This is a genomic window from Desulfoferula mesophila (assembly GCF_037076455.1).
GTDB lineage: Bacteria > Desulfobacterota > Desulfarculia > Desulfarculales > Desulfarculaceae > Desulfoferula > Desulfoferula mesophila.
In genome coordinates, this window is record NZ_AP028679.1 from 3,664,521 (window position 1) to 3,691,383 (window position 26,863).

The following is a 26,863-nucleotide window of genomic DNA, read 5'->3' on the forward strand; positions in this document are numbered from 1 at the left end:
GCTAATCAGCCGGGGATGGCTTGTCCGCGACGCTAAAATGATCATAGGCCGCCCGCGCGATGGCCGCGATGGCCTTTTCGCCGGTGGCGCGGTTTTCCCGGCAGTCGCTCACCAGCACCGCCACGGCCAGATGCCCGCCGCTGGGCAAGGTGATGATGCCCACGTCGTTCAAGGCGGCCCTCACCCCGTCCCTGGTGCCCGAGGTGCCGGTCTTGTGGGCCACCGGGGTTCCTGGGGGCAGGTTGCCCTTGATCCGTTCAGCCCCCGCTTGGGTGTTAAGCATCACTTCCAGGAGAAAAGCGGTGCTGGGGGGCGACAAAATTTTGCCCTGATAAAAAAGCCGCAGCAGGCGGGCGAGCGCCAGGGGCGTGCTCCAGTTGGCGAACTGGGCCTGCCAATCCCGCTGCATCCGCGCCTCGTCGTAGCGGATGGCCATGTCCTTTATGCCCAGGCCGTGGATGAAATCGTTCACCGTGGCCGGACCGCCCAGGAGCCCCAGCAGGATGTCGCAGCCGTTGTTGTCGCTCTGGGCCACGGTGTAGCGCAGGATCTCGGCCAAGGGCAGCCTGGCGCCCTGGGGATATTTCTCCCGGAGGGGGCTCCAGGTATGGGGCCGCAGGTCGCCGGGGCTGACGACTATCTCCTGCTCCAGGGCGAGCCGCCCCTGATCCACCGCGCTGAGCACGGCCAGGGCCACGGGAAGCTTGAACACGCTTTGCATGGGAAAGCGCTGATCGCCGTGAAAGCTCACCACCCGCCCGTCCTCGATCATTATTAGGCCCACCCCCACCCGCATCTTCAGGGGCGCGGCGATGGCCGCGATGCGTTTGGCCAACGCATTGCCCTGGGCCAAGGCCGCCGGGGCCGTAGGCACCGCGAGCAGGCCGGCCAAAAAGAACGCTATGACAACGACCCGGACCTGGCGCACGGGAGATACCTCGGCAATAATCAACAAAACCGCGTTATTGGGACGATCAGCCGCCACGAAAGGCGATCATCTTGTATTATTTGAGGCTGGGGCGCGAGCCTGTTCCTCGGCAAATATGCTAAAAACTATACCCATGGCCCCCACCGGCGCAAGCGCGGGCCGGCAACCGGAGCACAGGAGCCGTCTTGATACCCATCCGCGACGAAAATCCGCTCCAGGGAACCCCTTACGTCACCCTGGGCCTCATCGCGCTCAACGTGCTGGTCTATCTTTACCAGTTCACGATGTCGCCCCAGCAGGAGATGATCTTCGCCTACCAGTACGGCGTGGTGCCCGCCCTGCTCACCGGCGCGCTGGAAGTGCCCCAGCCCCTGGCCTGGTTTCCCCAGCCCCTGACCCTGGTCACCTCGGTCTTCTTGCACGGCGGCTTTTTGCACCTGGCGGGCAACATGCTCTATCTGTGGATTTTCGGCAACAACGTGGAGGACCGCCTGGGGCCGGTGCGCTTCGTGGTTTTCTATCTGGTGGGCGGGGTGCTGGCTTCCCTGGCCCACGTGCTGGCCGATCCCGCCTCGCAGCTGCCCATGATCGGGGCCTCGGGAGCCATCGCCGCGGTGCTGGGGGCCTATTTCCTCTTGTACCCCCGGGCCAACGTGGTGGTGCTGATCTGGTTCTTCTTTTTCGTACAGTTGATCCGGGTGCCGGCGGTGATCGTGCTGGGGGTCTGGTTCCTGTTCCAGATTTTGGGCAGCGGCGGGCCGGGGGTGGCCTGGATGGCCCATATCGGAGGCTTCGTGGTGGGACTGGTGCTTATCCGCTTTTTCCTGCCCCGCGCGGGCGGGCCCCGGAGTCGCGGCCCGCGCCTGGTCTCCTAATCGTGCTTGACGCCCCGTAGCTTGATGCTGCCCACCTCTTCCAGGGGAATGCGGTAGTTGCCGTAAGAGGTCTTGCCGGTGGCCTTCAGGCTGCCCTTGACGCTGATGGTCACGGTCTTGCCGTCTTTCAGGGCCACCTCGGCCTTGTACTCGCCCTCATGGTGCCGGATGAGCACCTCCTTGACCTGGTCCAATGGAACGGCCAGCTCGCCCCGGCCCATGTCTCCGGCCAAAAAGGCCACGCCCGCGATGGAGAAGTGGCTCAGCTCCACCGAGGTGCCGCCCAGGTCGGTCAGGGTGACCAGATAGTTGACCTTGGGCTCGGGGATGCGGGTGGGCACTTCGTCACCCCCCGTGCCCATGGCCATGATCAGAGGCATCGTCACAAGCAAGGCGCACAGAACTATGACTCTCAGGCTGCGGGGCATGGGGATTCTCCTTGTATATTGCCGGTGAGGGCCGCCCCTTTGGAACCGAGGCGTCCTTATCCGCTCATATTAAAAGATTTGGTAGCACGCCGCCACCCCCGGAGCCAAGTAAAAACACATCCTCTTCTTGGCCCGGTTCCTGGGGGGTGCTATGCTGAAATAGCCCGCACGGCCAATCAGCAGTACCAAGGGGAGTTCAGGCAGTAATGCTCGATGAAATGCGCCGCCGCTGGAGCGTGATCCCGACCTGGATCAAGGTGGTGCCGGTGGCCGGCCTCTTGGTCGGGTTGGGCCTTGCCAACTGGTGGCTGCTACCCCTGCGGCCCGATCTTGCCGCCTTTGTGCAGCGCCTGTTCTTTTTGCCCCTGTTCATGGCCAGCCTGCTCTTTGGTCTCAAGGGCGGGCTCATCTGCGCCGCGCTGATCGGCCTCAACTACCTGGACTTCTTCCACGACCCCGCCAACGGCCGCGCCGCCACCTATTTGATGGCCCTTGAGCTGTCGCTCTACTTCTTCACCGGCGCCCTCACCGGCTTTTTGGTGGACCGGGAGCGCCGCGAGGCCAAGCGACTCAAAGAGGCTGAAAACCTGGCTCTTTTGGGCCAAGCCGCCGGGGCGGTGGCCCATGAGCTCAAAACCCCCTTGATCGCCATAGGCGGCTTTGCCCAGCGCATCCAGCGCGACCTGCCCCCGGACCACCCCTACCGCCATCAGCTGAAGATCCTCGTGGACCAGGTAAGCCACATGGAGGCCCTGTTGCGCCAGATGCTGGACTACACCCGGCCCCTGGAGTTGCGTCCGGTGCCGGTGGACCCGGCCGAGTTGGTCCAGGAGGTCTTTCTCCTCACCGAGGCCATGGCCAAGAAACGGGCGGTGCGCCTGGCCCACGAGCTGGGCGGCAAAGAGCTCACTGTGCCCGCAGACCGCATCCGGCTCAAGCAGGTGCTCATAAACCTGGTGCAAAACGCGGTGCAGGCCTCGCCCCGGGGCGGGGTGGTGGTGGTCAGGGCCCTGGAAGACAAGGAACACCTCACCCTGGAGATAATGGACCAGGGTCCGGGCATCGCCCCGGAAGAACAGAAAAACATCTTCCTGCCCTTTTTCACCACCAAAAAGGGGGGAACCGGCCTGGGCCTGGCCATCACCCGCAAGAACGTGCTGGCCCATCATGGCGAGTTGGTTCTGCAAAGCGCCCCGGGCAAGGGCAGCACCTTCCGGGTGGTCCTGCCCCGCGCCGGCGAAGGCGCTGCCGCCGCCACACCCTAGCGCTTCCCGGAGCAAGCCCGAGCGCGGCTTTGGGCCGCGGGCCGCCCTCTTATACCGGCTATCCCCAGCGCAGCTTGGTTTTGAGAATCTCGAAGTAGTCCTTGAAGGGTGACTGAATAAGATGGACCGTGTGCTCCGAGCGCTGGAAGCGGATCTCGTCGCCCGGTTCCAGCTCCAGGCCCACCTGCCCGTCGCAGGTCAGGGTGGTTTCCTGGGCCCTCTTGCCAAGGGTCACTCCCAAGACCATCTCCGGGGCCAGAAGCAGCGGGCGGTTGCTCAGGGTGAAGGAGCAGATGGGGGCCACCACGATGCAGTTGAGGGAAGGATGGCAGATGGGCCCGCCCGCCGAGAGGTTGTAGGCGGTGGATCCGGTGGGGGTGGAGACGATCAGGCCGTCGGCCTGGAAGGTGGTCAGCGGGCGGCCGTCCACCACCGCCTCCAGTTCCACGATGCGCGCCAAGGCGGCCTTGTTGATAACCAGGTCGTTGAGAGCTGTGAACCGGGCCAGCTGGACGCCGCTCCGGCGCACCACCGCGTCCAGCATGAGCCGGGGGGAGGCTTGGTAATGCCCCTGGAGCACCTTTTCCATGGCCGGCAAAAGTTCGCCGGGGGCCAGGGCGGTAAGAAAGCCCAAGCCGCCCAGGTTCACCCCCAGGATGGGCACCCGCTCCAGGCCGCAGGCCACCACCTGGCGCACCGCGCCCAGCATGGTGCCGTCGCCGCCCAGTACCACCACCAGCCCGGTGTCCGGGGGCAGGGGCCTTTCCGCCCCGTTGTCGGCCCCGGGTTCGCCGCCCTTGGCCTCCAAAAGGTGGACCGCAGAGCCGCGCCCGGCCAGCCACTGCCCCAGGCTCTCGGCCTGCTCTTGGGCCGCGGGGGTTTTGGCCTTGTAAATTATAGTAACCTTGGGCATTGTGGAAGCTCCTTGGGGGCAAACCTAACAAAAAGCGCCCTTTCTAACAACCAGTATGCCACCACGGGGAATTTCGATGGGGGATGATGATTTCATTCAGGCCCTGAACCAGGCGGTCAAGCAGGAGATAGTGCAGAACTATTTCCGTGAGCGCCGCATCATAGAGGAAGAGATCCAGCTGGTCAACGAGGCGGTCAGCGGCCTGCAGGGAGGGCTTTACGCCTGGGAAAAGCATAGGGCCCGCCTGGGCCGGGCCCTGGGCGACGCGGACACCCGCGAGAAATTCTTCGCCGCCGCCGATCTGGTTTCCCCCCGCCCCGAGTCGGTGGCCGCCTCCGCTCCGGCGGTGGGCCTTTCCCCACCCCGGGGGCTGACCAGGACCTCCCGCTACACCAGCCTGATTCGCGGGCTCTACAAGGTGTTGGTGGACGAGGCCGCCTCCCTGGAGGACGAGCGCCAAAGGGCGCTGAAGCTCATGAAGGAAGTCAACCAGGACATCGCGGCCTTCGAGGCCAACCACGACCTGATGATGCTGGCCAGCTACCTGCGCTCGCTAAGCCCGGAAACCCTGCAAAAGCGCAAGATCCTGGGGGTAAACTTCACGGCCCAGGAAAAGGCGCTCTCCGCCGCGGCCCTTTCCTTCCGGCAGCTCAGGGCCAAGGATCTGAGCCTGGACGCCCCCCTGCCCAAGCCCAAACCAGTTTCCCAGGTCATGGAAGAAGTAAGCGGGCTGCTCAAGCAGTCGCTGAAACGCAATCCCCAGGCCGGCAAGGATTTCTTTTGAAGCATCCCGCTTGCGGCCCGCCGGGCCGATCTGCTATTGCTGAGTAGCTCGCATCCTGCCTAGGGAGGTACATGGCCAAGGCGCGCCACAAGGTTAAAAGCTTGTCCCAAGCGGTGGGCGAATTGGTGCGCCCCGGCGACAGCGTGGCCCTTTCCGCCGCCCTGGAGGGCTGCATCCCCTACGCCGCGGCCCATGAGATCATCCGCCAGGGCATCGGGCCTCTCACCCTGGTGGCCCCCATCAGCAACATCAGCATCGACCAGATGATCGGCGCCGGCCTGGCGGAGCGGGTCATCGCCGCCTGGGTGGGCAACGTGAGCACCGGCATCGGCTACAACTACCGCCGGGCGGTGGAACAGGGTCTGCCCCGGCCCCTGGAGGTGCTGGACCACAGCAACTTCTCCATCACCCTGGCCCTGGAGGCCGGAGGCCGGGGCCTGCCCATGGCCGTGGGACGCTCGCCCATGGGCAGCGACATGGCCCTGAACAACCCTCAGTTCAAAAGCTTCTCCTGCCCCCACTCCGGCCAGAAGCTCCTGGCCATCCAGGCGCTCAACCCCGACGTGGCCCTGCTCCACGTGCAGCGGGCCGACGCCCAGGGCAACTGCCAGGCCTGGGGGGCCAGCGGTTTCGCCAGGCAGGCGGCCATGGCCAGCCGCCGGGTGCTCATAACCTGCGAAGAGGTGGTGGACAGCGAGGTGATCCGCCGCGACCCGGACCGCACTCTGGTGCCGGGGCTGTTGGTGGACGCGGTGTGCGAGGTGCCCTGGGGGGCCCATCCCGCCCCGGTGCAGGGATACTACGACCTGGACAACCAGTTCTACCTGGACTATGCGGCCGCCACCCGCGAGCCCGCCGGGGCCCGGGCCTGGCAAACCGAGTGGGTGGACGGGCTGGAAGGCCGCGAGGCCTACGTGGCCAAGCTGGGCGGCGAGCGCCTGCGCTCGCTCATGGTGAGCCACAGCCGCCCCAGCGCGCCGTTGGAGTACGGCTGGTGACGGACTACACCCCGGCCGAGATCATGGTGACCGCCGCCGCCCGGCAGATACGCGACGGCGAGGTGGTGTTCGTGGGCATGCGCCTGCCGCTGTTGGCCTTCATGCTGGCCAAAGAGACCCACGCGCCCCATGCCCTGGGCCTTTTTGAAAACGGGGTGCTGCGCGACCAACCGGCCACCGCGCCCATCATCACCATGGGCGACGCGCCCAACCAGTGCGGGGCGCTCAAGGTCTGCGGCCTGGACGAGGTGATGAGCCTGCTCTCGGGCGGGCGGGTGGATCTGGGTTTCATCGGCGGGGCCCAGGTGGACCAGTGGGGTAACGTGAACACCCATCTGGCCCCCAAGCCGGACGGTAGGGCGGTGCGCCTGCCCGGCTCGGGCGGCGGGGCGGACATCGCCTGCCTGGCCGGCCGCCTGCTCATCATCATGAATCACGAGCGCCGCCGCCTGGTGCCCCAGGTGGACTATGTCACCTCCCCCGGCTGGGGGCCCCATCCCGGCTGGCGCGAGGAGCAGGGGCTCACCCGGGGCGGGCCGGCCGCCCTGATCACCTCCCTGGGGGTGTTCAGCTTTCCCCGGGGACGGGCCGAGTTGAGCTCGGTGCACCCGGGGGTGAACCCGGAACAGGTGGCCCGGGAAACCGGTTGGGAGCTGACCCAGGCGCCCGGGCTGGGAACCACCCCGGAGCCCACGGACCGGGAACTGGCCATAATCAGGCGCTTTGATCCCAACCGGTTCTGGACCGCCTGATTTTTTTGGGGTTGACAATTTTGGGGCGCTGACCTATCGTCACAAAATAGCTACAAATTAGTCATTTTGTAGCATAGATTCTTGGACGATTCGCACCAGGATCAGGGCCCCAACCCCAAAACCGCCGAGGCCTCAGGAGCATGAGCGAAACTGAAAATGCAGCCCGCCGGAAGCGTTCCGGAGCCGAGGAAAAAGCCTCCGATGCCCGTCACAAGGCCAAGTTCGAGGTCTATGGCGAGGAGATGATCGAAAAGGAGGTCAAGCAAAGCGGCAATTCCGGCAGGGTATACCTGCCCCCGGAGTGGGTTGGCAAAAACGTAAAAATCATCCGCATTGATTAAAGGCGAGGCGACAAGTGCCCTTGAATCTGCGCCCCATGACTCAAGAGGACCTTAGCGAGGTCCAACGCATTCAGGCCCGCATCACCCGGCAGCCGGTTCCCCAACCCTGGATGGACATGCTGGCCGAGCATGTGGACAATACCTACCGCCTGGGCTACGTGGCCGAGGAAAGCGGCGCGGTGCTGGGTTTCATCCTGGGTGAGATCAAAATCGGCGGTTTCGGCACCGAGCTGTCCGGCTGGCTGGAGCTGGTGGGGGTGGAGCCCAACCACATGGGCTCGGGCATGGGCGCGGCCCTGGTGGAAGCCCTGTTCAACGCCCTCCGGGAGCGGGGCGTGCAGGAAATCTACACCGCGGTGCGCTGGGACTCCGGCGACATGCTGGCCTTTTTCAAGAAGCTGGGCTTTGACCAAAGCGCCTTCATCAACCTTCGCCTGAAAGACTGACCCCCCGTCAACGCGCGGCCCCGGAGCCCCCGTCGGGGCCCGGCTTCGTTTGTGCGCCAAGCATCGGCCCCCGCCGCGTGGCGGCGGTCTTTTCAGCCTGCCCCCCAAACCGGCCAACCCGGGTGGGCAATCAGTATAACCAATAGATAATTAAGTAATTATTCAGCCATTCCCTTGGGGAGGCGGAGTGAATTTGTTTGTTTTGTTATGTCATAAATGACATACTTCATTTGCTATGTCAAAAATGACATATTTTTTTGAAGACTAATATGGAAGGTAATTTCCTGTAATTATTGATTATTGAAGTTTGCACCCGCCGAGCGCCCCTGACGGGGAAAAAATTCCGGTTGACATCCCCCGCGAGCCCTCTATAAAGTCACATTATAGCTACAATCTAGTTGTTTTGTAGCGCTGATGTAACTGCTTTGTAGCTATCGGAAAGGACAATGCCAAGGCCGAACCGGCCGACGCGCCGCCAAGTCACTCAAGGGAAGAAAACGACATGGAACCCAAACGAAACCCAGCCAAGCGGCCCGGCCTAGCGGGGCCAAACGCCGCCCAAAAGCCCGGCGGCTTCAGCGGCAAGACCAAATTCGAGGGCTACGGCGAAGAGATGATCGAAAAGACCGTAAGTCAAAGCGGTAGCTCCGGCCGGGTGTACCTGCCTCCGGAGTGGGTCGGCAAAAACGTGAAGATCATTCGCCTCAACTAAAGACCAGACGAGGAGCCCAGCCGTGAATTTGCGCCCCATGCAACAAAAAGACCTGCCCGAGGTCAAGCGCATCCAAGACCGCATCACCCGCCAGGAGGTCTCCCAATCCTGGGTGGACATGCTGGCCGCGCACGTGGACAAAACCTACCGCCTGGGTTTCGTGGCCGAGGAAGACGGCGAGGTGCGCGGCTTCATCCTGGGTGAAATCAAGATCGGCGGCTTCGGCACCGAACTCTCCGGCTGGCTGGAGCTTTTGGGCGTGGAGCCCAGACTCATGGGCTCCGGCGTGGGCGCGGCCTTGGTGGAGACCCTGTTCGCGGCCCTGTGGGGGCGCGGGGTGCGCGAAATCTACACCGCCGTGCGCTGGGACTCCGGCGACATGCTGGCCTTCTTCAAGAAGATCGGTTTTGACAAGAGCCCATTTATCAATCTTAGGTTCGAGCAACCACTTTAGCTTTAACCGGTCCGGCCATCCGCCAGGCAGCGGAAGGCCGAGGCCAACCACCGCGCCCGCCCCCCCGACGATCTGCGGTTCAAGCAAACAGTGCAACCCATGGGTTGCCCAAGCGCCCGGCCCCGGCCGGGCCCAGGGATGAACCGCCGCGCCCGTCCCCCCGACGCTCTGCGGCCCAACCGACCCCGCTACCAAGGACCAGGCCCTCCGGCCGGAGCCGGAGGCCTGAGCAACAATCGACCCCGCCGAAAGCGCCGTTCTCCGGTTCAAGGGAAAGCGCCGGAACGGGGCCTCAGAGACTACCTAGGAGGTTTGGCCATGATCGAAATGTTCGAGGAGTGGTACAAGTCCCGCCACGAATACGCCAAGGAGTGGAAGGACAAAACCGGCGGAAAAGTGATGGGCTTCTTCTGCACTTATGTGCCCGAGGAAATCCTCTTGGCCGCCAACGTGTTGCCGGTGCGCATTTTGGGCTCCCACGAGCCCCAGAACGTCACCGAGCCCCACATTTTCGGCATGTACTGCCCCTTCTGCCGCGACTGTCTGGCTCAGGGGCTGCTGGGGCGCTACGACTATCTGGACGGCATGATGATCGCCCAGAGCTGCCTGCACATCCGCCAGGCCTTCACGTCCTGGAAAAAGCACATGCCCCCGGAGTTCACCTATTACCTGCCCATGCCCCATCAGGTGCAGAGCCCCCGCTCCATCCCCTTCCTGCGCTCGGAGTTGGAGACTTTCAAGGGCGCCGTGGAGCAGTGGGTGGGCAAGGAGATCACCGACGCGGACCTGGACCGGGGCATCGAACTGATGAACGCCTCCCGCCAGGCCATGCGCGATCTCTACGACACCCGCAAAAGCGCCAACTCGCCCATGACCGGCCTGGAGGCCATGTACGCGGCGGCGAGCAATCAATGGATCGACAAGGCCGAGCACACCGCCGCGGTGCGTGAGGCGCTGGCCAAGGAGTTGGTGGGGCGCGACCTGGGCCTGGGGGACAAGACCCGCCTGATGATCCTGGGCTCCGAGGACGACGACACCGCCTTCGTGAACATGGTGGAGGGCTGCGGCTCGGTCATCGTCACCGACGACCACTGCACCGGCAGCCGCTATTTCTGGAACCAGGTGGAGCCCGAGGAAGACCGCCTGCTGGCCATCGCCAAGCGCTACATCAACCGTCCCGCCTGCCCCACCAAGGACTGGCCCCAGCGCACCCGCCTGGAGCACGTGCGCATGCTGGCCCAGGAATGGAACGTGGCCGGGGCCATCATCATCCAGCAGAAGTTCTGCGACCCCCACGAGTTGGACATCCCCGAGCAGCGCAAGAGCCTGGGCGAAATCGGTGTGCCCACCCTGTTCCTGGAGCTGGACGTCACCGTGCCGGTGGGGCAATTCAAGATCCGCGTGGAGGCCTTCCTGGAAATGTTGGCCGAAGAGGATCTGTTCTAGGGACCACACATTGCTGTGTATCGGGAGGTTTTTAAAATGGCCAATTACCCCACGGAAACCCTGTTGTCTTGGAGCAAAGCCAAGGAGATCAGGGAGACCTATTACAAAAACTACGCCGCCGCCCACGACAAGGGCGGCATCCGCTGGGTGGGCGGAGCCTGGACTTTCGACGCGGTGCCCGCCGGGTTGGGGGGCAACGTCTACTCCCTGACCAGTGAGCCCTACGGCGCTTCCTGCGCCTTTAACAAGGACTTCTCCACCCGGGCCATGGAGGCGGCCGAGACCGCCGGCTACGCCCGGGACCTGTGCGCCTACATGCGCAACTACTGGGGCTCCATCCTCATGGACGAGTACGCCTTTGGCGGCCCCTTCCCCAAGCCGGACTTCATCTGGCAGGACCACATCTGCTGCTCCCACGCCAAGTGGTACCAGGTGGTCAGCGAGTTGGAGGGCGGCATCCCCATGTTCTGCGTGGACGTGGCGGTGGGCCCGGCGGAGCCCTTCGGGACGCTCACCGACTCCAAGATCGACTACGTGACCGGGCAGATCCTGGACGGCATCGAGTGGCTGGAAAAGACCACGGGGCGCACCTACGACGACGAGCTGTTCATCGAGGCCTGTTGGAACGACTTCCGCAGCACCTCCAGGTGGGCCCAGGTCTGCGAGCTGAACAAGGCCGTGCCCGCGCCCCTGGACGAGAAGACCATGTACTCCCTGTACGTGCTGGCCACCCTGCAAAAGTCCTGGGGCGTGGTGGCCGACTACTATGACGAACTCTACGACGAGGTCAAGGACCGGGTGGAGCGGGGCATCGCCGCGGTGCCCAACGAGCAGGCCCGGGTGATGAGCGACACCCAGCCGCCCTGGAGCGCCCTGAAGCTGTTCCGTTACCTGGAGCAGTACGGCGTGGTCTCGGTGGGCAGCCTCTACACCTTCGGCCTGGAGGGCATGTGGGACTTCGACCCCGCCACCGGCGACCTGGTGCCCCGGCCCATGCCCGAGAAAAAACCCACCACCCGCGAGGAAGCCGCCCGCGAGTTGGTACGCTGGCATCTGCACAAGCCCGAGTACCAGCACTTCTACGACTGCGACTACAAGAGTCAGATGATGGTCGCCATCTGCAAAAACTGGGGCCTCAGCGGGGTGATGTTGCACTACAACCGCGGCTGCGAGGGCCTGAGCCTGGGCATCGCCGAAAACCGCCTGGCCATTCAGGAAGCCGGTTATCCGGTGATGACCTTTGAGGGCAACATGGGCGACGAGCGCGAGTTCGACCTGGGCCGCACCATGCAGCGGGTGGACGCCTTCATGGAAACCCTGGGAGTCAAGAAGGTGGCGGCCTAGGGCCGTACTTTCGGGAGGACAAACCAATGTATACCGCTGGAATCGACGTCGGAGCCAAGACCGTCAAGATCGTGGTGACCCAAGACGGCAAGATAGTGGACCGCCAGATAGTGCCCGCCGGGCAGGACGCCCAGGCGGCCATCGAAGAGGCCTGGCAGAGCCTGGACACCCCCATCGCCGACATCGGCCTTATCGTGGCCACCGGCTCGGGCCGCAAAAGCACCAAACGGGCCCAGGGCTACGTCACCGAGGTGGCCGCCGCGGCCAAGGGGGCCCAGAAGACCGAACCCGAGGTGCGCACGGTGGTCGACGTGGGCGCCGAGGAGGGCCGGGCCATTCGCATCGACGAGATGGGCAAGTTGGTGGATTTTGCCATCAACGAGAAATGCGCCGCCGGAGCCGGGGCCTTCACCGAGGCCATGGCCCGGGCCCTGGAGGTGGATCTGCCCACCTTGGCCGCCATGAGCCTCAGGTCCACGGGCAACGTGGCCATGAACGCCCAGTGCGCCGTGTTCGCCGAGAGCGAGCTGGTCACCCTGGTGCATTCCAACACCCCCAAGGAGGACATGGCCAAGGCCATCCACGACGCGATCAGCGACCGCATCGTGTCCATGGTGCGCCGGGTGGGCATGGCCGAAAAGGTGATGCTCATCGGCGGCGTGGCCCTGAACGACGGCTTCGTGGCCTCTCTGGCCAACGACCTGGAAACCTCGGTCATCGTGCCCCAAGATCCCCAGCTGGTGTCCGCCTTCGGGGCCGCCATCCTGGGCGAGGAGGGCAACTACGCCGAGTCCCTGTCCGAAACCATCTAATAGCAGGCTTCCCCACGGGAGGATGAAAAATGGCTGAAGAATTTTGGAGATGGACCGAGTCCCGCTGGACCGATCCCGACATCGACTGGAGAAAGGGAGACATCATCACCGGCGGAGTGGACGTGGGCTCGGTGAGCTCCCAGGCGGTGGTCTTCGTGGACGGCCGGCTTTACTGCTACGGCAACACCCGCACCGGCTCCAACAGCCCAGACAGCGCCCACAAGGCCATGGGGCTGGCCATGGAAGACACCGGCATGAGCCTGGATGATTTGCAATACACGGTGGGCACCGGCTACGGCCGGGTCAACGTGCCCTTCGGCAACCGGGCCATCACGGAGATCGCCTGCCACGCCAGGGGGGCCAACTTCATGTACGGCCCCACGGTGAAGACGGTGCTGGACATGGGCGGCCAGGACTGCAAGGCCATCCACTGCGACCCCCGCGGCAAAGTGACCAACTTTTTGATGAACGACAAGTGCGCCGCCGGGACCGGCCGCGGCATGGAGGTCTTCGCGGACCTGTTGCAGGTGCCCATCACCCGGATCGGCGAGCTGAGCCTCCAGGTGGAGAAGGAGCCTCCCCCGGTGTCCAGCACCTGCGTGGTGTTCGCCAAGAGCGAGGCCTCCTCCCTGCTGCGCGAGGGCTGGCCCAAGGAGAAGGTCATCGCCGCCTATTGCTCGGCCATGGCCCACCGGGTGGTCACCCTGCTGGAGCGCATCGGGGTGGAGGAAGACTTCGCCATCACCGGCGGCATCGCCAAGAACGTAGGGGTGGTGGGGCGCATCGAAAAGGAGCTGGGCATCACCGCATTGAAGCCCAAGATCGACACCCAGATAGCCGGCGCGGTGGGCGCGGCCCTGTTCGGCGACGCCCTGGTCAAGAAAGAGCGCAAGAAGGGCTAGGAAAGCATGATCGCCAACTACGGCTATAAGGACGGCAGCGGCGATTACTTCATCGCCATCGACACCGACAAATGCGACGGCTGCGGCGCTTGCGTGCCGGTGTGCCCCGGCGCGGTGTTTATGGTGATGGACGAAGACCCCAACGACCCGATGCGCGAGGAGCCGGTGGCGGTGGTGGCCGACGATCAACGCAAGAAGATCAAGTACGCCTGCGCCCAGTGCAAACCGGGCGGCGAACGGAGCCCCTTGCCCTGCGTGGAGGCCTGCCCGGTGGATGCCATAGCCCACTCCTGGTAGGCCGCGCCCCGGACGACGCTCCCCGGGGGGCGGCCGGCTCCGAAGGCCGTCCCCCCTTTTTACCTCGCACCTACGCGCGGGGCCGCGCCGCCCCCTGGGAGGAGCCATGAGCCCGATCAATATTAGCATAGACGGACAGCCGGTGGAGGCCCAGAAAAACGACACCATTCTTGAGGCCGCCCGCCGGGCCGGAATTTACATCCCCACCATCTGCAACCACCCCGACCTGCCGCCGGGCAAGGGCAAGAAACCGGCTCCGGCGGTGTGGCAGGGCGGCGTCAAAATTGAAAACGCCCAGGAGGATGAGCTGGGCGGCTGCGGCCTATGCGTGGTGGAGCTGGCCGGGACGGCCGAGCCCCAACCCGCCTGTAGTACCCCCGTGGCCGAGGGCATGGTTATAACCACCAGCAGCGAGGCTCTGAACAAGCTGCGCAAGCAAAAGCTCATCCCCATCCTGGCCCGCCATCCCCACGCCTGCCTGGCCTGCGCCCAGGCGGCGGGCTGCTCGCGCACCCAGTGCTCCTCCAACGTGGCCGAGGCCGAGCGCTGCTGCGAGCAGTTCGGCAACTGCGAGCTGCAAAAGGTGGTCAACTACCTGGGCATCCACCAGGACACCCCCCGTTGGATTCCCGGCGGCCGGCCCAAGCTCCTGGACGATCCCCTGTACAAACGCGACTACAACCTGTGCATCGGCTGCACCCGCTGCGTGCGGGCCTGCGAGGACCTGCGCGGGGTGGGGGCTTTGGGCTTCGTATTCGATGAAAACGGCCAGGTGCAGGTGGGCACCCTGGCCCAGGGCCTGGCCGAGAGCGGCTGCCGCTTTTGCACCGCCTGCGTGGAGGTGTGCCCCACCGGGGCCATCCTGGACCACAAGCTGCCCAGCGGGGACAAAAGCAAGGCCCTGGTGCCCTGCCGCAGCGCCTGCCCGGCGGAAATCGACGTGCCCGAGTATCTCAGGCTCATCGCCGCCGGGCGGCCGGAGCAGGCCCTGGCGGTGATCCGCCAACGGGTGCCCCTGCCCGGCGTGCTGGGCCGGGTGTGCGTCCACCCCTGCGAGGACAACTGCCGCCGGGGCTCGCTAAACGAGCCCATCAGCATTTGTCTGCTCAAGCGCTACGCCGCCGACCAGGGCAGCGGGGCCTGGAAGGCGCGCCTGGAGCGGCTGCCCGCCACCGGCAAGAAGGTGGCCGTGGTGGGCGCGGGCCCGGCCGGGCTCAGCGCCGCCTTTTTCCTGGCCCGCAAGGGCCACGCGGTCACCATGCTGGAGGCCGAGGAGCGCCCCGGCGGCATGCTGCGCTACGGCATCCCCGCCTACCGCCTGCCCCGGGAGGTGCTGGAGTCCGAGATAGGCGACATAGCCGCCCTGGGGGTGGAGATCAACACGGGCGTCAAGGTGGAGTCCCTGGAGGAGCTGACGGCCCAGGGCTACGACGCCCTGTTCCTGTCAATGGGAGCCCAGCTTCCGCGGCGCCTTAATATCGAGGGCGCGGAGCAGCCCTCGGTGCTGTGGGGCCTGGACTTTTTAAAGGCCATCCGCCGGGGCCAAGACCCTCAGGTAGGGCCCAAGGTGGTGGTGGTGGGCGGCGGCAACGTGGCCATCGACGTGGCCCTGTCCGCCTTGAGGCAGGGAGCCCGAGAGGTGGACCTGGTCTGTCTGGAAAAGCGCGAGGAAATGCCCGCCCATCCCTGGGAGGTGGCCCAGGCCGAAGAGGAAGGCGTGCGCGTGCGCAACGCCTGGGGCCCGCTGCGGGTGGCTCCGGACGGCGCGGTCGCCTTCCGCCGCTGCACGGCCGTGCTCGACCGACAGGGCCGCTTCAACCCCAGCTACGATGACGCCGAGGTCATGGAACTGCCCGCGGACCAGGTGATCATGGCCATCGGCCAGGCCACGGACCTGGGCCTTCTGGGCGCGGGCGGCGGAGTTGGCGTGGCCCGGGGGCTGATAGCGGCGGACCCCGACACCCTGGCCACGGACGTGGCCGGGGTGTTCGCCGGGGGCGACGCGGTGGTCATGCCCGGAGCGGTGATCCACGCCATCGCCGCCGGGCGCAGGGCGGCCCGGAGCATGGACGAATACCTGGGCGGCGACGGGGACATAGACTTCAGCCTGACCCGGCCCGAGCCCCTTAGCCCCCGCCTGGGCCGGGTGGAGGGCTTTGCCTTGCAGCAAAGGGTGGCCCCGGCCTGGCTGTCCCCGGAGCGGCGCAGCCGGGGCTACGAGGAGACCTGCCAGGGGTTCAACTCCGGGCAAGCCGAGGCCGAGGCCGGGCGCTGCTTGCAGTGCCAGCTAAGGCTGATGATCAGCCGGGTGCCCGGCCCGCCGGAGCATTTGTTGCCCCTCAACCAAGAGGCGGTAGACGGGGTGCCGGAAAGCGAGGGGGTGTTCATCCTCTTTGACCCGGAGAAAAACATCCTGGTCATCCAGGGCGCCATGAACCTGCGCGAGGGCCTGAACGAGCGCCTGGAAGGCGGCTCCAGCGCGGCCTATTTCGAATACGAACCAGACCCCATGTACTCCAAGGCCGAGAGCGAGCGCATCCAGGCCTATCTCCAGCGGCACGGCTCCATGCCGCCGGGCGACGGCTCCGGCGGCGGGGACGACCTGGACGATCTTTTCTAGACGCCCCTGGGGGGCGAGGCTATATTTGCAGCAAGCCGCCGTGGCCCCCGCCCGCGCGAGGGCGGTCGCAGGCGGCCCAGGAGGATTTCCGTGACTTGCGCATCCCAACGAGAGGCCCAGCTTTTGGCAGAGGGCTGGGTCAAACAGTTCATGACCAACGAGCCCCGTTTGAGCGAGGCCGTGGTCGAATACTCCGCGCTGGGCTTTCAGGTGCATCTGGAGCCGGTGGACCCGGCCGCCTGCGCCGCCCAGGGCGGCTGCACCGCCTGCTTCGCCGCGCCCGAGGCGGCGGCCCAGTTCAAGATCATCTACACCCGCCGCCCGAAGTAGAACGACTCCCAGGGGGAGGGTTCACCCGATTCACGACGGTTGTGTCCCGGCCCCGGCCGAGATATGATTTGCCATGCACCACCGCAAGCTCATAATCCTCGCCGCCTTGGCGCTGTTCCTGCCGGCCTGTCTGGCCCTCCCGGCCCGGGCCCAGGAAACCGCCGCCCCGCTGAAGTGGCAAACCCTGTCTACCGGCATGGAATTCGTCCTGTGGGACAACCTGACCCCCTCGCGCAGCGGCAGCTCTCAGGTGGCCCTCCTGCGCATCGACCCAAGGCGCTACGACTTCAAGGTGCTGGCCGCTCCGGAGGGCCAGGAGGGAGAAACCGCCGGGCGATGGCGGGAGGCCAGCGGGGCCCTGGCCGTGTTCAACGCCGGGCTCTACACCCCCGAGGGGCGTCACCTGGGCTACCTACTGCAAGACGGCAAGGAACTGAGCCCCTTGGTGCCCCAGCAGGACGGCCTGTTTTTGGCCGGGCCCCGGGAGACGGAGCTACCCCCCGCCCGCATCATCGACCTGCGCTACACCCCCTTTGACCCCAAGCTCAACCCCTACCGCCAAGCGGCCCAATCCCTGATGCTGCTGGACCGCTTCGGCATGATCAGGGTGCGCCGCTCGCCCAGGGTGGCCAACCGCACCGCCCTGGCCCTGGACGACCAGGGGCGCATCCTGGTGGTGGTGACCGAGGGAGGGCATACCCTGTGGGAGCTGGCCCAAGCGCTCAAAAACAGCGGCTTGGCCCTGCGGGAAGTCATGACCATGGACGGAGGGGCCGAGTCCCAGCTGGCCGTGGCGGTGGGCGATTTCACCTATGAGCATTACGGGCGGCTCAGCCCGGCCCCGGACCTGCCCTGGGCCCGCCAGGCCCTGCCCGCGGTTCTGGCCGTATTCAAAAAAAATTAGGGGCCAAGCCTAAGGAGGGGGCCGCCGGGACCGTGGGTGCAGCCCCGGCGGCCATGGGCATGGTGTCCCGGCTTCCATGTAAGAAGCCGGAGGTTGGGTCTGGTTAAGACGCGACCGGTTCGGGGTTCCCCCGCCTAGTCGGCCTGGCGGCGCAAAAAGGCCGGCCAGTCCAAATCGCTGCTGTCGCCGCTCATGGGACGCCCCCCCTGGGTTCCGGGGGAGGTAAGACCCCGGAGAGACGCGCCGTTGCGCCGATAGGTGCGCACGTTGAGCTCGTCGATCTCGCTGATGTCCATCTCCCGGCTGCCGCCGCCGGCCACGCCGCCGCCGCCGGCCACGGCCACCCGGCGCACCTCGCGCACTTCCTCGATCTGGCCGATGCCGGTGGCGATCACCGTCACCCGCATGCTCTCGCCCATGGTGGGATCGATGACCGTGCCCCAGATGATGTTGGCCTCCTCGTGGGCCGCCTCCTGGATGAAGCTGCTGGCCTCGCTGATCTCGTCGATGGTGATCTCGTCGGTGGCGGTGATGTTCACCAACACCCCGCGGGCGCCGTCGATGGTGATGTCCTCCAGCAGGGGGTTGTTGATGGCCCGGGTGGCCGCCTGCAGGGCCCGGTCGTCGCCGCTGGCCTCGCCGGCTCCCATGAGGGCCACGCCCATCTCGCCCATCACCGTGCGCACGTCGGCGAAGTCCAGGTTGATCAGCCCCGGCGTGATGATCAGATCGCTGATGCCCCTGACCGCGTAGAGCAGCACCTCGTCGGCCTTTTTGAGCATGTCGTGAAAACGGGCGTTCTTGGGGGCCAGGGAACGCAGTCTGGTGTTGGGGATCACGATCAAGGTGTCCACCACCTTTTTGAGCTCCTCCACACCCAGCTCCGCCTGCTTGAAGCGGCGCTTGCCCTCGAAATCGAAGGGCTTGGTGACCACGGCCACCGTGAGGGCGCCCACCTCTTTGGCCACCTCGGCGATTACCGGGGCCCCGCCGGTACCGGTGCCGCCGCCCAGGCCGGCGGTGACGAAGACCATGTCGCTGCCCGCGAGCAGCTCCTTGATCTTGTCCCGGTCCTCCAAGGCGGCCTGGCGGCCCACCTCGGGATCGGCCCCGGCGCCCAGGCCCCGGGTGAGGTTTTGCCCCAGCTGCATGTGCACCCTGGCTTTGCTGTTTTCCAGGGCCTGCAGGTCCGTGTTGGCGGCGATGAATTCCACCCCCTTGAGGCCCGCGGTGATCATGTTGTTCAGGGCGTTGTTTCCGCCGCCGCCGACTCCCACCACGCGCAACTTGGCGTTGGCGTCGAGGTTGTCTACCATCTGGATTTCCATGCTCATGTTAACCTCCCCCGTGAGGTTGCCTAGATTACTTCCTTGAACCACTTACGCATACGCTTGGTGATCCGGTTGAAGATCTTCTGGTCACGTATGCGGAACTTTTCCTCTTCTCGGTTGTGCGCTCCGTAGAGCAAGAGCCCCACCGCCGTGGCGTACATGGGGCTGTCGACCACGTCGCTCAAGCCGCCGGTGCCGTGGGGATATCCCAGGCGGGCGGGCATGTTGAATATCTGCTCGGCCATCTCCTCCATGCCCTCGATGAGCGAGGAGCCGCCGGTTACCACCACTCCGCCGGCCAGGGCCTGGCCGGGGTAGTTTTCCGCTATCTCCTGATGAGCCAAAACCAGGATTTCCTCCACCCTGGCCTCCAGGATCTCGGCCACTATGGCCCGGCTCACCTTTTGCGGCGGGCGCCCGCCCACCCCTTCCACCAGGATGGCTTCGTCGCGCCCGGCCAGGGAGCTCAGGCAGCAGCCGTAGTTGCGCTTGAGCCTTTCCGCCGCGGCCACCGGGGTGCGTAGCCCCATGGCCAGATCGGTGGTCAGATTGTTGCCGCCCAGGGCCACCCCGCCGGTGTGCTTGATGGCCTGGCCGGAAAACAGGGCCAGGTCGGTGGTGCCGCCGCCGAAGTCCACCAGGATCACCCCCAGGTCGCGTTCCTCGGGGGTCAGCACCGCCTCGGCGCTGGCCAGCGACTGCAATACGATGTCGCCAACGTCCAGCCCGGCGGTGTTGCAGCACTTGATGAGGTTGTGCACGCTGGCCACCGCCCCGGTAACCAGGTGCACGTCGGCCTCCAGGCGCAGGCCGCTCATGCCCACCGGGTCGGTGATCCCGCCCCGCCCGTCCAGGATGTACTGCTGGGGCAGGATGTGGATAACCTCGCGGTCGGTGGGAATGGCCACGGCCCGGGCGTTGTCCACCACCCGTTCCTTGTCGCGGGCGGTCACCTCGCTGCCCTTGACCGCCACCACCCCGTGGGAGTTGAATCCCTTGACGTGGCCGCCGGCGATGCCGGTGTTCACCGAGGTTATCTCCACCCCGCTCATCAGCTCGGCCTCTTCCACCGCCTTCTTGATGCTGGCCACCGTGGTCTCGATGTTGACCACCACGCCCTTGCGCAGTCCCTCGGAGGGGTGGCTGCCCATGCCCAGGACCTCGATGCCCTCTTCGCTGAGCTCGCCCACCACCGCGCAGATCTTGGTGGTGCCTATATCCAGGCCCACGATTATTTCGCCGCCCTTTTTCATGCTTTCTCCCGGCCCAGGCGCACCACCACGCGCCGCGAAGATTCCAGATCGATGAGCCTGGCCCGCTCCAGTTCGCCCCGCTGGTCCAGATCGCCGCGCACCTGCTCCAGGCGGGCCAGGCGGCGGGCGTAATCCTTGAAGCCCAAGCGCACCACCGGGGTCAGATCGTTGAACAGCAGGCTGATGCCCCACACCCGATCCAGGTGCAGCTCGGCCAGGCGGCCGCCGGGGGCCAAGTCCGAGGCGGGCAAGAGGCCCAGCAGCCGCCGGGCCGCGGCCATGAGCTCCAGCACCTCGTCGTCGGGCTGGGCCAGGTCGGCCCGGCTGAGCCCGGTGATCACCGGCAAATCGGGCAGGGCCCGGCGCCGGTGCACCGCGATGGGCCGCAGATCCTGGTCCAGGTAAAACAAGTGGCCTTCCACCAGGGCCATATACGCGGGACGGCGCTCGCTTACCTGGATGATCACCGTGTCCGGCAAACGGCGCCGCACCTCGGCGGTCTGTACCCAGGGCAGGGCCCGCACCCGCTGGGCGATCTCGCCCACCGGCAGGGCCAGCAGGTTGCTGTCGCTGCCCACCTCGGCCGCGCTGAGGATATCCAGGCGGCTGAGGTGGCCGGTGCCCCACACCTCGGCCCGCTGCACGGCCAGGGCCCGGCTGGTGCTCAGCAGGCTCCAGGTGGCCAGCAAGGCCAGGCTCACCCCCAAAAACACCCCCGTGGCCAGCAGCCCCTGGCGCAACAAGCCCTTGGCCGCCACGGGCAGAGGCTTCACCTCCTTGACCGCCGGGGCGCGCCGGGCCACCCGCTGGGTGTCCAGGCAGGCCTTCATCGGCTTGGCGCAAAGGGCGCGGCCGACGCTGCGGCTATGGCTGCGGCGCTTAAACACCAACCACCTCCACCTCGGGCTCCAGGCGCACGCTGAAGGCGTCCATGACCTTGAGCACCACCGTGTTGATCAGGCTCAAGATGTCGGCCGCGCTGGCCCCGCCTCGGTTCTCGATGAAGTTGGCGTGCACCCGGCTGACCACCGCCCCGCCCACGGCCAGGCCCTTGAGCCCGGCGGCCTCGATGAGCCGCCCGGCGTGGTCGCCCTCCGGGTTCTTGAAAACGCTGCCCGCGGTGCGCGCCGCCAGGGGCTGGCGCAGGCGCCGCAGCTGCAACAGGGCCTTGCGGCGGCGCTCCACCTCGGCGGGCATGGTGGGGCTGAGCTTCAGCCTAGCCCCCAGGACCAGGGCTCCGGCGGGCAAGACCCGGCGGCGGTAGCCCGAGGGCAGATCCTTGCCCGCGGCCTCGATCATCTCGCCGCCGGGCAACAGCAGGCTCACCCCCGAGGTAAGCTCGGCCATGTCCCCGCCGTGGGCTCCGGCGTTGGTGGCCACCGCCCCGCCCAGGCTGGCGGGGATGCCCGCGGCCCACTCCAGGCCGGCCAGGCCTTGGCGGGCGACCAGGCGCACCGCGCCGGGCAGGGGCGCGCCGCCCCCGGCCAAAAGGGTGTCGCCCTCCAGGGCCAGCTTGCCCAGCTCGCCGCCCAGACGGATCATCACGCCGGAAAAGCCCGCGTCGCCCACCAGCAGGTTGGAGCCCCGGCCCAGGGGCTTGTAAGCCAACCCGGCCTCGCCGCAGGCGGCGAGCAGCCAGGCGGCCTCGGCCGCGCTGTTCACCCGCGCCAGACACCAGGCCGGCCCGCCCACACCCCAGGTGGTGTGGCGGCTCATGGGCTCGTCAAAGCGGGCCCGGGCGCCCAGCCGGGCCTGGATCAGCTTTTTCAGCTCAACCGACATGGCTTTGCACCAGTTCCTCGCCCAGGCGCCACACGTCGCCCGCGCCCAGGGTGATAAGCACGTCGCCCGCGCCCAGCATCTTTTCCAGGCGAGTCGCCGCTTCTTGCCGCCCGCCCACGTATTCCACCGAGCGGTGGCCGTGGGAGCGGATGGCCGCGGCCAGGCCCTCGGCGCTCACCGAGGGGTCTTCGGGCTCCCCGGCCGCGTAGACGTCCAGGACCAAAAGCTCGTCCGCCCCGTAGAAGGCGGTGGCGAAATCCTCGAACAGGTCGCGCAGGCGGCTGTAGCGGTGGGGCTGATGGGCCACCACCAGGCGGCGGTCCGGCCAGCATTCGCGAGCGGCGGCCAGGGTGGCCTTGATCTCGGTGGGGTGGTGACCATAGTCGTCCACCACCAGGCAGCCGCCGGGGCCGGTGCCCTTGGCCTCGAAGCGCCGCCCCACTCCCTGGAACTCGGCCAGGGCCTTTTTGGCCGCCTCCAGCTCCACCCCCAGCTCCAGGGCCACGGCCAGGGCGGCCAAGGCGTTCTGCACGTTGTGGCGGCCCGGCAGGGGCAGTTCCACCGCCCCGGCGGATTCCCCGCGCACGTAAAGGGTGAATTGGGTGCCCATCCCGTGAGGCCGCGGGTCGCGGGCCTGCACGTCGGCCTGGGAGGAGAGCCCGTAGGTGACGGTGCGTTTGTTCACCCGGGGGATCAGCCCGGTGAGGCGCTCGTCGTCCAGGCACAGCACCGCCGCGCCGTAGAAAGGCACCTTGTTCATGAATTCCACGAAGGCGTCGTCCAGGGCCTGGTCCGAGCCGTAGTGTTCCATGTGCTCGCGGTCCACGTTGGTGACCACCACCACCACCGGGGTCAGGCGGGTGAAGGAGCCGTCGCTCTCGTCGGCCTCGGCCACCAAAAACTCGCCGGAGCCCAGACGGGCGTTGCTGCCCAGGGCCCCCACCTTGCCCCCCACCACCACGGTGGGGTCCAGGCCACCGGCGGCCAACAGGGTGGCCACCAGGGAGGTGCAGGTGGTCTTGCCATGGGCCCCGGCCACGGCCACCCCGTACTTGAGGCGCATCAGTTCCGAGAGCATCTCGGCCCGGGGGATCACCGGGATGAGGCGCTCGCGGGCCCCCTGCACCTCGGGGTTGTCTTCGTGCACCGCCGAGGAGACCACCACCACGTCGGCCCCTTCCACGCAGTCGCGGTGGTGGCCGATCTCCACCCGCGCCCCCAGCTTGGCCAGGCGGCGGGTGGTGTCGCTTTCCTTGAGGTCGCTGCCGCTCACCTGGTGGCCCAGGTTGATCAGCACCTCGGCGATGCCGCTCATGCCGATGCCCCCGATGCCCACGAAGTGGATGCGCTGGTGCCTCTGATACATCAGGCCGCCTCCTTCATGAGTTGAAGGCAGCGCCCGGCGATGTTCCCGGCCGCCTGGGGCCGGGCCAGTTCCAGGGCCCGGCTCTCCAGGGCCTCGCGCTGGTCGGCGCGATCCATCATTTCGGCGATGGCGCTCGCCGCCGCCTGGGGGGTTAGCTCGGCGTCAAGAATCATTCGGGCCGCTCCGCCCTCCACCAGGGCCTGGGCGTTGAGGCGCTGGTGATCGCCCGCCGCAAAGGGATAGGGCACGCAGATCATGGCCCGGCCGGTGGCCAGGCCCTCGGTCACCGTGCCCGCTCCGGCGCGGCACAGCACCAGGTGGGCGCGGCCGTAGCAGGCCCCCACCTGCTCGAAGAAGGGGGCCACCTCGGCGGCGAAGCCCGCCGCGGCGTAGGCCTCGCCCACCCACGAGGCGTCGGCCTCGCCGGTCTGGTGGATGAACAACAGGCGCTCCTTGCGCTCGGTCAACAGCTCCAGCGCCCCGGTCACCGCCTGGTTCAGGCTTCTGGCCCCCTGACTGCCCCCCAGCACCAGCACGGTGAAGCGCCGCGCCGGGTCCTCGCGCTCCACCCCGGCCGCCTGCTGCAACAGCTCCTGGCGTACCGGGTTGCCCAACAGCTCGCTCTTGCCTCGGGGGAAATACTTTTGGGCGGCGGCAAAGGCCACGAAAACCTTGGCGGCCAGCTTGCCCAGCACCCGGTTGGTCAGCCCCGGCAGGGCGTTCTGTTCCTGCACCGCCAGGGGCACCCCGCACAGGCGAGCGGCCAGGCCCAGGGGCAGGGCCGCATAGCCCCCCACCGCCAGCACCAGGCCGGGACGGCGGCGGCGGATGAGGCCCACGGCCCGCAGCACCGCGCCGGGCACCACGGCCAGGGCGCTCAGGCGCGAGAGCAGGCCCTTGCCCCGGAAGGCCTTGGCGGGCAGCACCTCCTGGGCATAGCCCGCCTGGGAAAGCACGCGGCTCTCCAAGGGACGCCCGGCGTTGACAAAGGCCAGGGCCAGGCCCGGACGGGCCGCCAGCAGTTGACCGGCCACGGCCATGCCCGGGAACAGGTGGCCGCCGGTGCCGCCGCCGGCTATGAGCACCGTGGGACTCAAGCTTTCCTCCCGCTGCCCGCGGCCACGCTGAGCAAGATGCCCACGCAAGCGAAGTTGACCATCAGGGAGCTGCCGCCGTAGCTGATAAAGGGCATGGTCAGGCCCTTGGTGGGCAACAGGCCCATAACCACCCCGGCGTTGATAAAGGCCTGCAAGCCGATGATCAGGGTGGACCCCATGGCCAGGTAGGTGCCGAACAGCTCCCGGGCCTCCAGGGCGATCTTCACCCCCCGGATGACCAGCAGCAAGAACAGGCCCAGCACCAACAGCACGCCCCAGAGACCCAGCTCCTCGCCCAGCACGCTGAAGATGAAGTCGGTGTGGGGCTCGGGCAGGTAAAAGAGCTTTTGCTTGCCCGCGCCGAGCCCGACTCCCCACAGGCCGCCGGAACCCAGGGCGTAAAAGCTGTGGATGATCTGGAAACCGGCCCCCCCGGCGTCGTGCCAGGGGTCCAGGAAGGCCAGGATGCGCTTGAGGCGCCAGGGGTAGTGCACCACCATCACCCACACCAGGGGCGAGGCCAGGGCCAACAGGCCCAGCAGGTAGCTGAAGCGCGCCCCGGCCACGAAAAGCATCAGGCAGGCCAGGCAGAACAGGATCACGCTCATGCCCAGGTCCGGCTCGGCAGCCACGGGCAGGATAAGCAGGAAGGTCACGCCCAGGTGGGGCAGCAGGCCCCGGCTGAAGGTCTTGATCTGCTCCTGATGGCGCGACAGGGAATGGGCCAGGTAGAGCACCAGGGCCAGCTTGGCCATTTCCGCCGGTTGCAGGGAGAAGGGCCCTAGGCGCAGCCAGCGCACCGCGCCGCCCGCCTCGTGGCCCACGCCGGGGATGAGCACCAGGAGCAGGGCGGCCAGAACCCCCAAGAGCACCGGGTAGGTGAAGCGGGCCAGACGGCGATAGTCCATCAGCGCGACGACTCCCATGACCACGATGCCCGCGGTAACGTGCAGCAGCTGGGCCTTGAAGAAATAGGCCCCGTCGCTGTAGCGCTGGGCGGCCAGGGCACTGCCCGCCGAATAGACCATCACCAGGCCCACTCCGGCCAGGGCCAGGGAGGCCAACAGCAGCCAGGGGTCTCCCACCCGGGAGACGGCCTGCCCGGTGGAGGCGGATTTGGGGGCTTCCAGCACTGCTTCAGCCATGGATCACCTCCCGCACCAATTCTTGAAAGTGCTCGCCCCGCTGGGCGTAGCCGGTGTAGGCGTCGAAGCTAGCGCAGCCGGGGCTAAGGAGCACCGCGTGGCCCGGCTTGGCCACCTGGGCCGCTGCCCGCACCGCCGCGGCCAGGTTGGCCACCGTGAGGTTGGGCGCGAACCCTTCTATCTGGGCCTGGATCTTGGGCCCGGCCTCGCCGAAACAGATCACCTGCGCGGCCCGCTGTCTGAGCAGCGGCCCCAGGTCGGCGAAGCGCCCGTCCTTGTCGCGCCCGCCCAGCAATAGCACCACCGGCCCCTCGAGCGCCTCCAGGGCGGCGGCCACCGCCCCCACGTTGGTGCCCTTGCTGTCGTCGTAATAGCGCACCCCGTCCTTTTCCCCCACCAGGGCCAGGCGGTGGCCCAACACCTGATAGGCGGCCAGGGCTCTTTCCATGGCCTCGGCCCCGGCCCCGCAGGCCAGGGCGGCCAGGCAGGCGGCCAGGCAGTTGAGGCGGTTGAAGCCGATGGCCAGATGTCCGTCGGGCAGCTTTACCCGCAGGGGGCCTTGGCCCACGTCCAGCACCAACTCCTCGCCCTCCAGCCAGCCGCCGGGCCGCTGGGGTCCGGCCGCGCCGTAGCCCCACGCCAGGGCCGGGGCGGCCGCGCGGCGCGACCACACCTGGGGATCGTCGGCGCACAGCACGGCCACGTCGCCGTCGGCCTGGTTACTGAACAGGCGCATCTTGCTGTCGGCGTAGGCCGCGAAATTCGGGTAGCGGTCCTGGTGGTCCGGAGTGATGTTGAGCACCACCCCCACCCTGGGCCGCAGCAGCTCCATGGTGTCGGTCTGGAAGGAGCTGACCTCGGCGACCAGCCAGTCGGCCGCCGCGCTCTCGGCGGCCATGTCGCACACCGGGCGGCCCAGGTTGCCTCCCACCAGGGTCTGGAACCCGGCCTGGGCCAGGATGTCGCCCACCAGGGTGGTCACGGTGCTCTTGCCGTTGGTGCCGGTGATCATCACCGTGGGGCACCCGGTGAAGCGCCAGCCCAGCTCCAGCTCACCGATGACCTGGGCTCCGGCGGCGCGGGCCCGCTCTATCTCGGGCAGGCGGTGGTCCACTCCGGGGCTGAGCACGATGAGCTCGGCCCAGGCGAAGTCCTCGGCCCGGTGGCCGCCCAGGCTGAGCGCCACTCCGGCTCCGGCCAGCTCGGCGGCCGCCGGGGGGGCGGGGTTTTGGTCGGTGGCGCGCACCAGGGCGCCCTGGGCCAGGCACAAGAGGGCCGCCGCCCGGCCGCTCACGCCCAGGCCCACCACCAGGACCTTTTTGCCCCTTAGCTCCACCG

Annotated in this window: 28 protein-coding genes; 17 read left to right on the forward strand and 11 right to left on the reverse strand. The window is 67.0% G+C overall.

Going from position 1 to position 26,863, the window contains the following annotated elements:
• Position 1: 1 nt before the first annotated feature.
• Positions 2-928, reverse strand: a complete 927-nt coding sequence (gene bla, locus AACH32_RS16775) for a class A beta-lactamase, subclass A2 (protein ID WP_338602007.1) — start codon at positions 926-928, stop codon at positions 2-4.
• Between the two features lie 185 nt (positions 929-1,113).
• Between bla and AACH32_RS16780 the strand changes: the two genes are divergently transcribed.
• Positions 1,114-1,803, forward strand: a complete 690-nt coding sequence (locus AACH32_RS16780) for a rhomboid family intramembrane serine protease (RefSeq protein ID WP_338602009.1) — start codon at positions 1,114-1,116, stop codon at positions 1,801-1,803.
• Here AACH32_RS16780 and AACH32_RS16785 read toward each other — a convergent pair.
• Positions 1,800-2,231: a hypothetical protein gene (locus AACH32_RS16785; RefSeq protein WP_338602012.1), complete on the reverse strand. Its 432-nt coding sequence runs from the start codon at positions 2,229-2,231 to the stop codon at positions 1,800-1,802. The two genes, AACH32_RS16780 and AACH32_RS16785, sit on opposite strands and share 4 nt — an antisense overlap.
• Before the next feature lie 206 nt (positions 2,232-2,437).
• Between AACH32_RS16785 and AACH32_RS16790 the strand changes: the two genes are divergently transcribed.
• Positions 2,438-3,496 carry a sensor histidine kinase gene (locus tag AACH32_RS16790; protein ID WP_338602014.1) on the forward strand — a complete coding sequence of 353 codons (1,059 nt, stop codon included), beginning with the start codon at positions 2,438-2,440 and terminating at the stop codon, positions 3,494-3,496.
• Between the two features lie 58 nt (positions 3,497-3,554).
• Here the strand turns inward: AACH32_RS16790 and AACH32_RS16795 are convergent, their stop codons facing one another.
• Entirely contained in the window at positions 3,555-4,409 is an 855-nt protein-coding gene (locus AACH32_RS16795) for an NAD(+)/NADH kinase (RefSeq protein WP_338602016.1), read from the reverse strand.
• 76 nt (positions 4,410-4,485) lie between these two features.
• Here AACH32_RS16795 and AACH32_RS16800 point away from each other — a divergent pair, with 76 nt between their 5' ends.
• The 15 genes from AACH32_RS16800 to AACH32_RS16870 all read left to right on the forward strand — a co-directional run bounded on the left by AACH32_RS16800 (position 4,486) and on the right by AACH32_RS16870 (position 17,551).
• Entirely contained in the window at positions 4,486-5,193 is a 708-nt protein-coding gene (locus AACH32_RS16800) for a hypothetical protein (protein WP_338602018.1), read from the forward strand.
• Positions 5,194-5,264: 71 nt separating this feature from the next.
• Positions 5,265-6,191, forward strand: a complete 927-nt coding sequence (locus AACH32_RS16805) for a CoA transferase subunit A (protein WP_338602020.1) — start codon at positions 5,265-5,267, stop codon at positions 6,189-6,191.
• The gene (locus AACH32_RS16810; RefSeq protein ID WP_338602023.1) at positions 6,188-6,943 is read left to right on the forward strand and encodes a CoA-transferase subunit beta; all 756 of its coding nucleotides are present in this window, start codon (positions 6,188-6,190) and stop codon (positions 6,941-6,943) included. Before AACH32_RS16805 ends, AACH32_RS16810 begins: the two co-directional genes overlap by 4 nt.
• A 140-nt stretch (positions 6,944-7,083) precedes the next feature.
• Positions 7,084-7,284: a DUF2080 family transposase-associated protein gene (locus AACH32_RS16815; protein ID WP_338602025.1), complete on the forward strand. Its 201-nt coding sequence runs from the start codon at positions 7,084-7,086 to the stop codon at positions 7,282-7,284.
• A 14-nt stretch (positions 7,285-7,298) separates the two neighbouring features.
• On the forward strand, positions 7,299-7,730 hold the full coding sequence (locus AACH32_RS16820; RefSeq protein WP_338602028.1) for a GNAT family N-acetyltransferase: 432 nt from the start codon (positions 7,299-7,301) through the stop codon (positions 7,728-7,730).
• Between the two features lie 502 nt (positions 7,731-8,232).
• A complete protein-coding gene (locus tag AACH32_RS16825) occupies positions 8,233-8,442 on the forward strand; it encodes a DUF2080 family transposase-associated protein (RefSeq protein ID WP_338602030.1) in 210 nt (69 codons plus the stop codon).
• Between the two features lie 22 nt (positions 8,443-8,464).
• Positions 8,465-8,896 carry a GNAT family N-acetyltransferase gene (locus AACH32_RS16830; protein WP_338602032.1) on the forward strand — a complete coding sequence of 144 codons (432 nt, stop codon included), beginning with the start codon at positions 8,465-8,467 and terminating at the stop codon, positions 8,894-8,896.
• A 318-nt stretch (positions 8,897-9,214) separates the two neighbouring features.
• On the forward strand, positions 9,215-10,342 hold the full coding sequence (gene bzdN, locus AACH32_RS16835) for a benzoyl-CoA reductase, bzd-type, subunit N (RefSeq protein ID WP_338602034.1): 1,128 nt from the start codon (positions 9,215-9,217) through the stop codon (positions 10,340-10,342).
• A 36-nt stretch (positions 10,343-10,378) separates the two neighbouring features.
• Positions 10,379-11,686: a benzoyl-CoA reductase, bzd-type, subunit O gene (gene bzdO / locus AACH32_RS16840; RefSeq protein ID WP_338602037.1), complete on the forward strand. Its 1,308-nt coding sequence runs from the start codon at positions 10,379-10,381 to the stop codon at positions 11,684-11,686.
• A gap of 26 nt (positions 11,687-11,712) precedes the next feature.
• Positions 11,713-12,498 (forward strand): acyl-CoA dehydratase activase, encoded by a 786-nt coding sequence (locus AACH32_RS16845; RefSeq protein WP_338602040.1) that lies wholly within the window; start codon positions 11,713-11,715, stop codon positions 12,496-12,498.
• A 29-nt stretch (positions 12,499-12,527) separates the two neighbouring features.
• Entirely contained in the window at positions 12,528-13,400 is an 873-nt protein-coding gene (bzdQ, locus tag AACH32_RS16850; RefSeq protein WP_338602042.1) for a benzoyl-CoA reductase, bzd-type, subunit Q, read from the forward strand.
• A gap of 6 nt (positions 13,401-13,406) precedes the next feature.
• Positions 13,407-13,697: a 4Fe-4S dicluster domain-containing protein gene (locus tag AACH32_RS16855; RefSeq protein WP_338602045.1), complete on the forward strand. Its 291-nt coding sequence runs from the start codon at positions 13,407-13,409 to the stop codon at positions 13,695-13,697.
• A 106-nt stretch (positions 13,698-13,803) separates the two neighbouring features.
• Positions 13,804-16,317 carry an FAD-dependent oxidoreductase gene (locus AACH32_RS16860; protein ID WP_338602047.1) on the forward strand — a complete coding sequence of 838 codons (2,514 nt, stop codon included), beginning with the start codon at positions 13,804-13,806 and terminating at the stop codon, positions 16,315-16,317.
• 90 nt (positions 16,318-16,407) lie between these two features.
• A complete protein-coding gene (locus AACH32_RS16865) occupies positions 16,408-16,647 on the forward strand; it encodes a hypothetical protein (RefSeq protein ID WP_338602050.1) in 240 nt (79 codons plus the stop codon).
• 73 nt (positions 16,648-16,720) lie between these two features.
• Positions 16,721-17,551 carry a phosphodiester glycosidase family protein gene (locus tag AACH32_RS16870; protein WP_338602053.1) on the forward strand — a complete coding sequence of 277 codons (831 nt, stop codon included), beginning with the start codon at positions 16,721-16,723 and terminating at the stop codon, positions 17,549-17,551.
• A 134-nt stretch (positions 17,552-17,685) separates the two neighbouring features.
• Here AACH32_RS16870 and ftsZ read toward each other — a convergent pair whose 3' ends face one another.
• Genes ftsZ through murD form a run of 8 tightly spaced genes read right to left on the reverse strand, consistent with a single transcriptional unit; the run spans position 17,686 to position 26,861 of the window.
• Positions 17,686-18,885, reverse strand: coding sequence for a cell division protein FtsZ (ftsZ, locus tag AACH32_RS16875; RefSeq protein WP_338602056.1), 1,200 nt, complete (start codon positions 18,883-18,885; stop codon positions 17,686-17,688).
• Positions 18,886-18,908: 23 nt separating this feature from the next.
• The gene (gene ftsA, locus AACH32_RS16880) at positions 18,909-20,135 is read right to left on the reverse strand and encodes a cell division protein FtsA (RefSeq protein ID WP_338602059.1); all 1,227 of its coding nucleotides are present in this window, start codon (positions 20,133-20,135) and stop codon (positions 18,909-18,911) included.
• On the reverse strand, positions 20,132-21,022 hold the full coding sequence (locus AACH32_RS16885; RefSeq protein ID WP_338602063.1) for a cell division protein FtsQ/DivIB: 891 nt from the start codon (positions 21,020-21,022) through the stop codon (positions 20,132-20,134). Before AACH32_RS16885 ends, ftsA begins: the two co-directional genes overlap by 4 nt.
• A complete protein-coding gene (gene murB / locus AACH32_RS16890; protein WP_338602065.1) occupies positions 21,015-21,917 on the reverse strand; it encodes a UDP-N-acetylmuramate dehydrogenase in 903 nt (300 codons plus the stop codon). Before murB ends, AACH32_RS16885 begins: the two co-directional genes overlap by 8 nt.
• Positions 21,907-23,283: a UDP-N-acetylmuramate--L-alanine ligase gene (gene murC, locus AACH32_RS16895; RefSeq protein WP_338602067.1), complete on the reverse strand. Its 1,377-nt coding sequence runs from the start codon at positions 23,281-23,283 to the stop codon at positions 21,907-21,909. Before murC ends, murB begins: the two co-directional genes overlap by 11 nt.
• Positions 23,283-24,380 (reverse strand): undecaprenyldiphospho-muramoylpentapeptide beta-N-acetylglucosaminyltransferase, encoded by a 1,098-nt coding sequence (gene murG / locus AACH32_RS16900; protein ID WP_338602070.1) that lies wholly within the window; start codon positions 24,378-24,380, stop codon positions 23,283-23,285. Before murG ends, murC begins: the two co-directional genes overlap by 1 nt.
• Positions 24,377-25,525: a putative lipid II flippase FtsW gene (gene ftsW, locus AACH32_RS16905; RefSeq protein WP_338602072.1), complete on the reverse strand. Its 1,149-nt coding sequence runs from the start codon at positions 25,523-25,525 to the stop codon at positions 24,377-24,379. The genes murG and ftsW overlap by 4 nt, the downstream gene beginning before the upstream one ends.
• Positions 25,518-26,861 (reverse strand): UDP-N-acetylmuramoyl-L-alanine--D-glutamate ligase, encoded by a 1,344-nt coding sequence (gene murD / locus AACH32_RS16910; protein ID WP_338602074.1) that lies wholly within the window; start codon positions 26,859-26,861, stop codon positions 25,518-25,520. The genes ftsW and murD overlap by 8 nt, the downstream gene beginning before the upstream one ends.
• Positions 26,862-26,863: the final 2 nt, after the last annotated feature.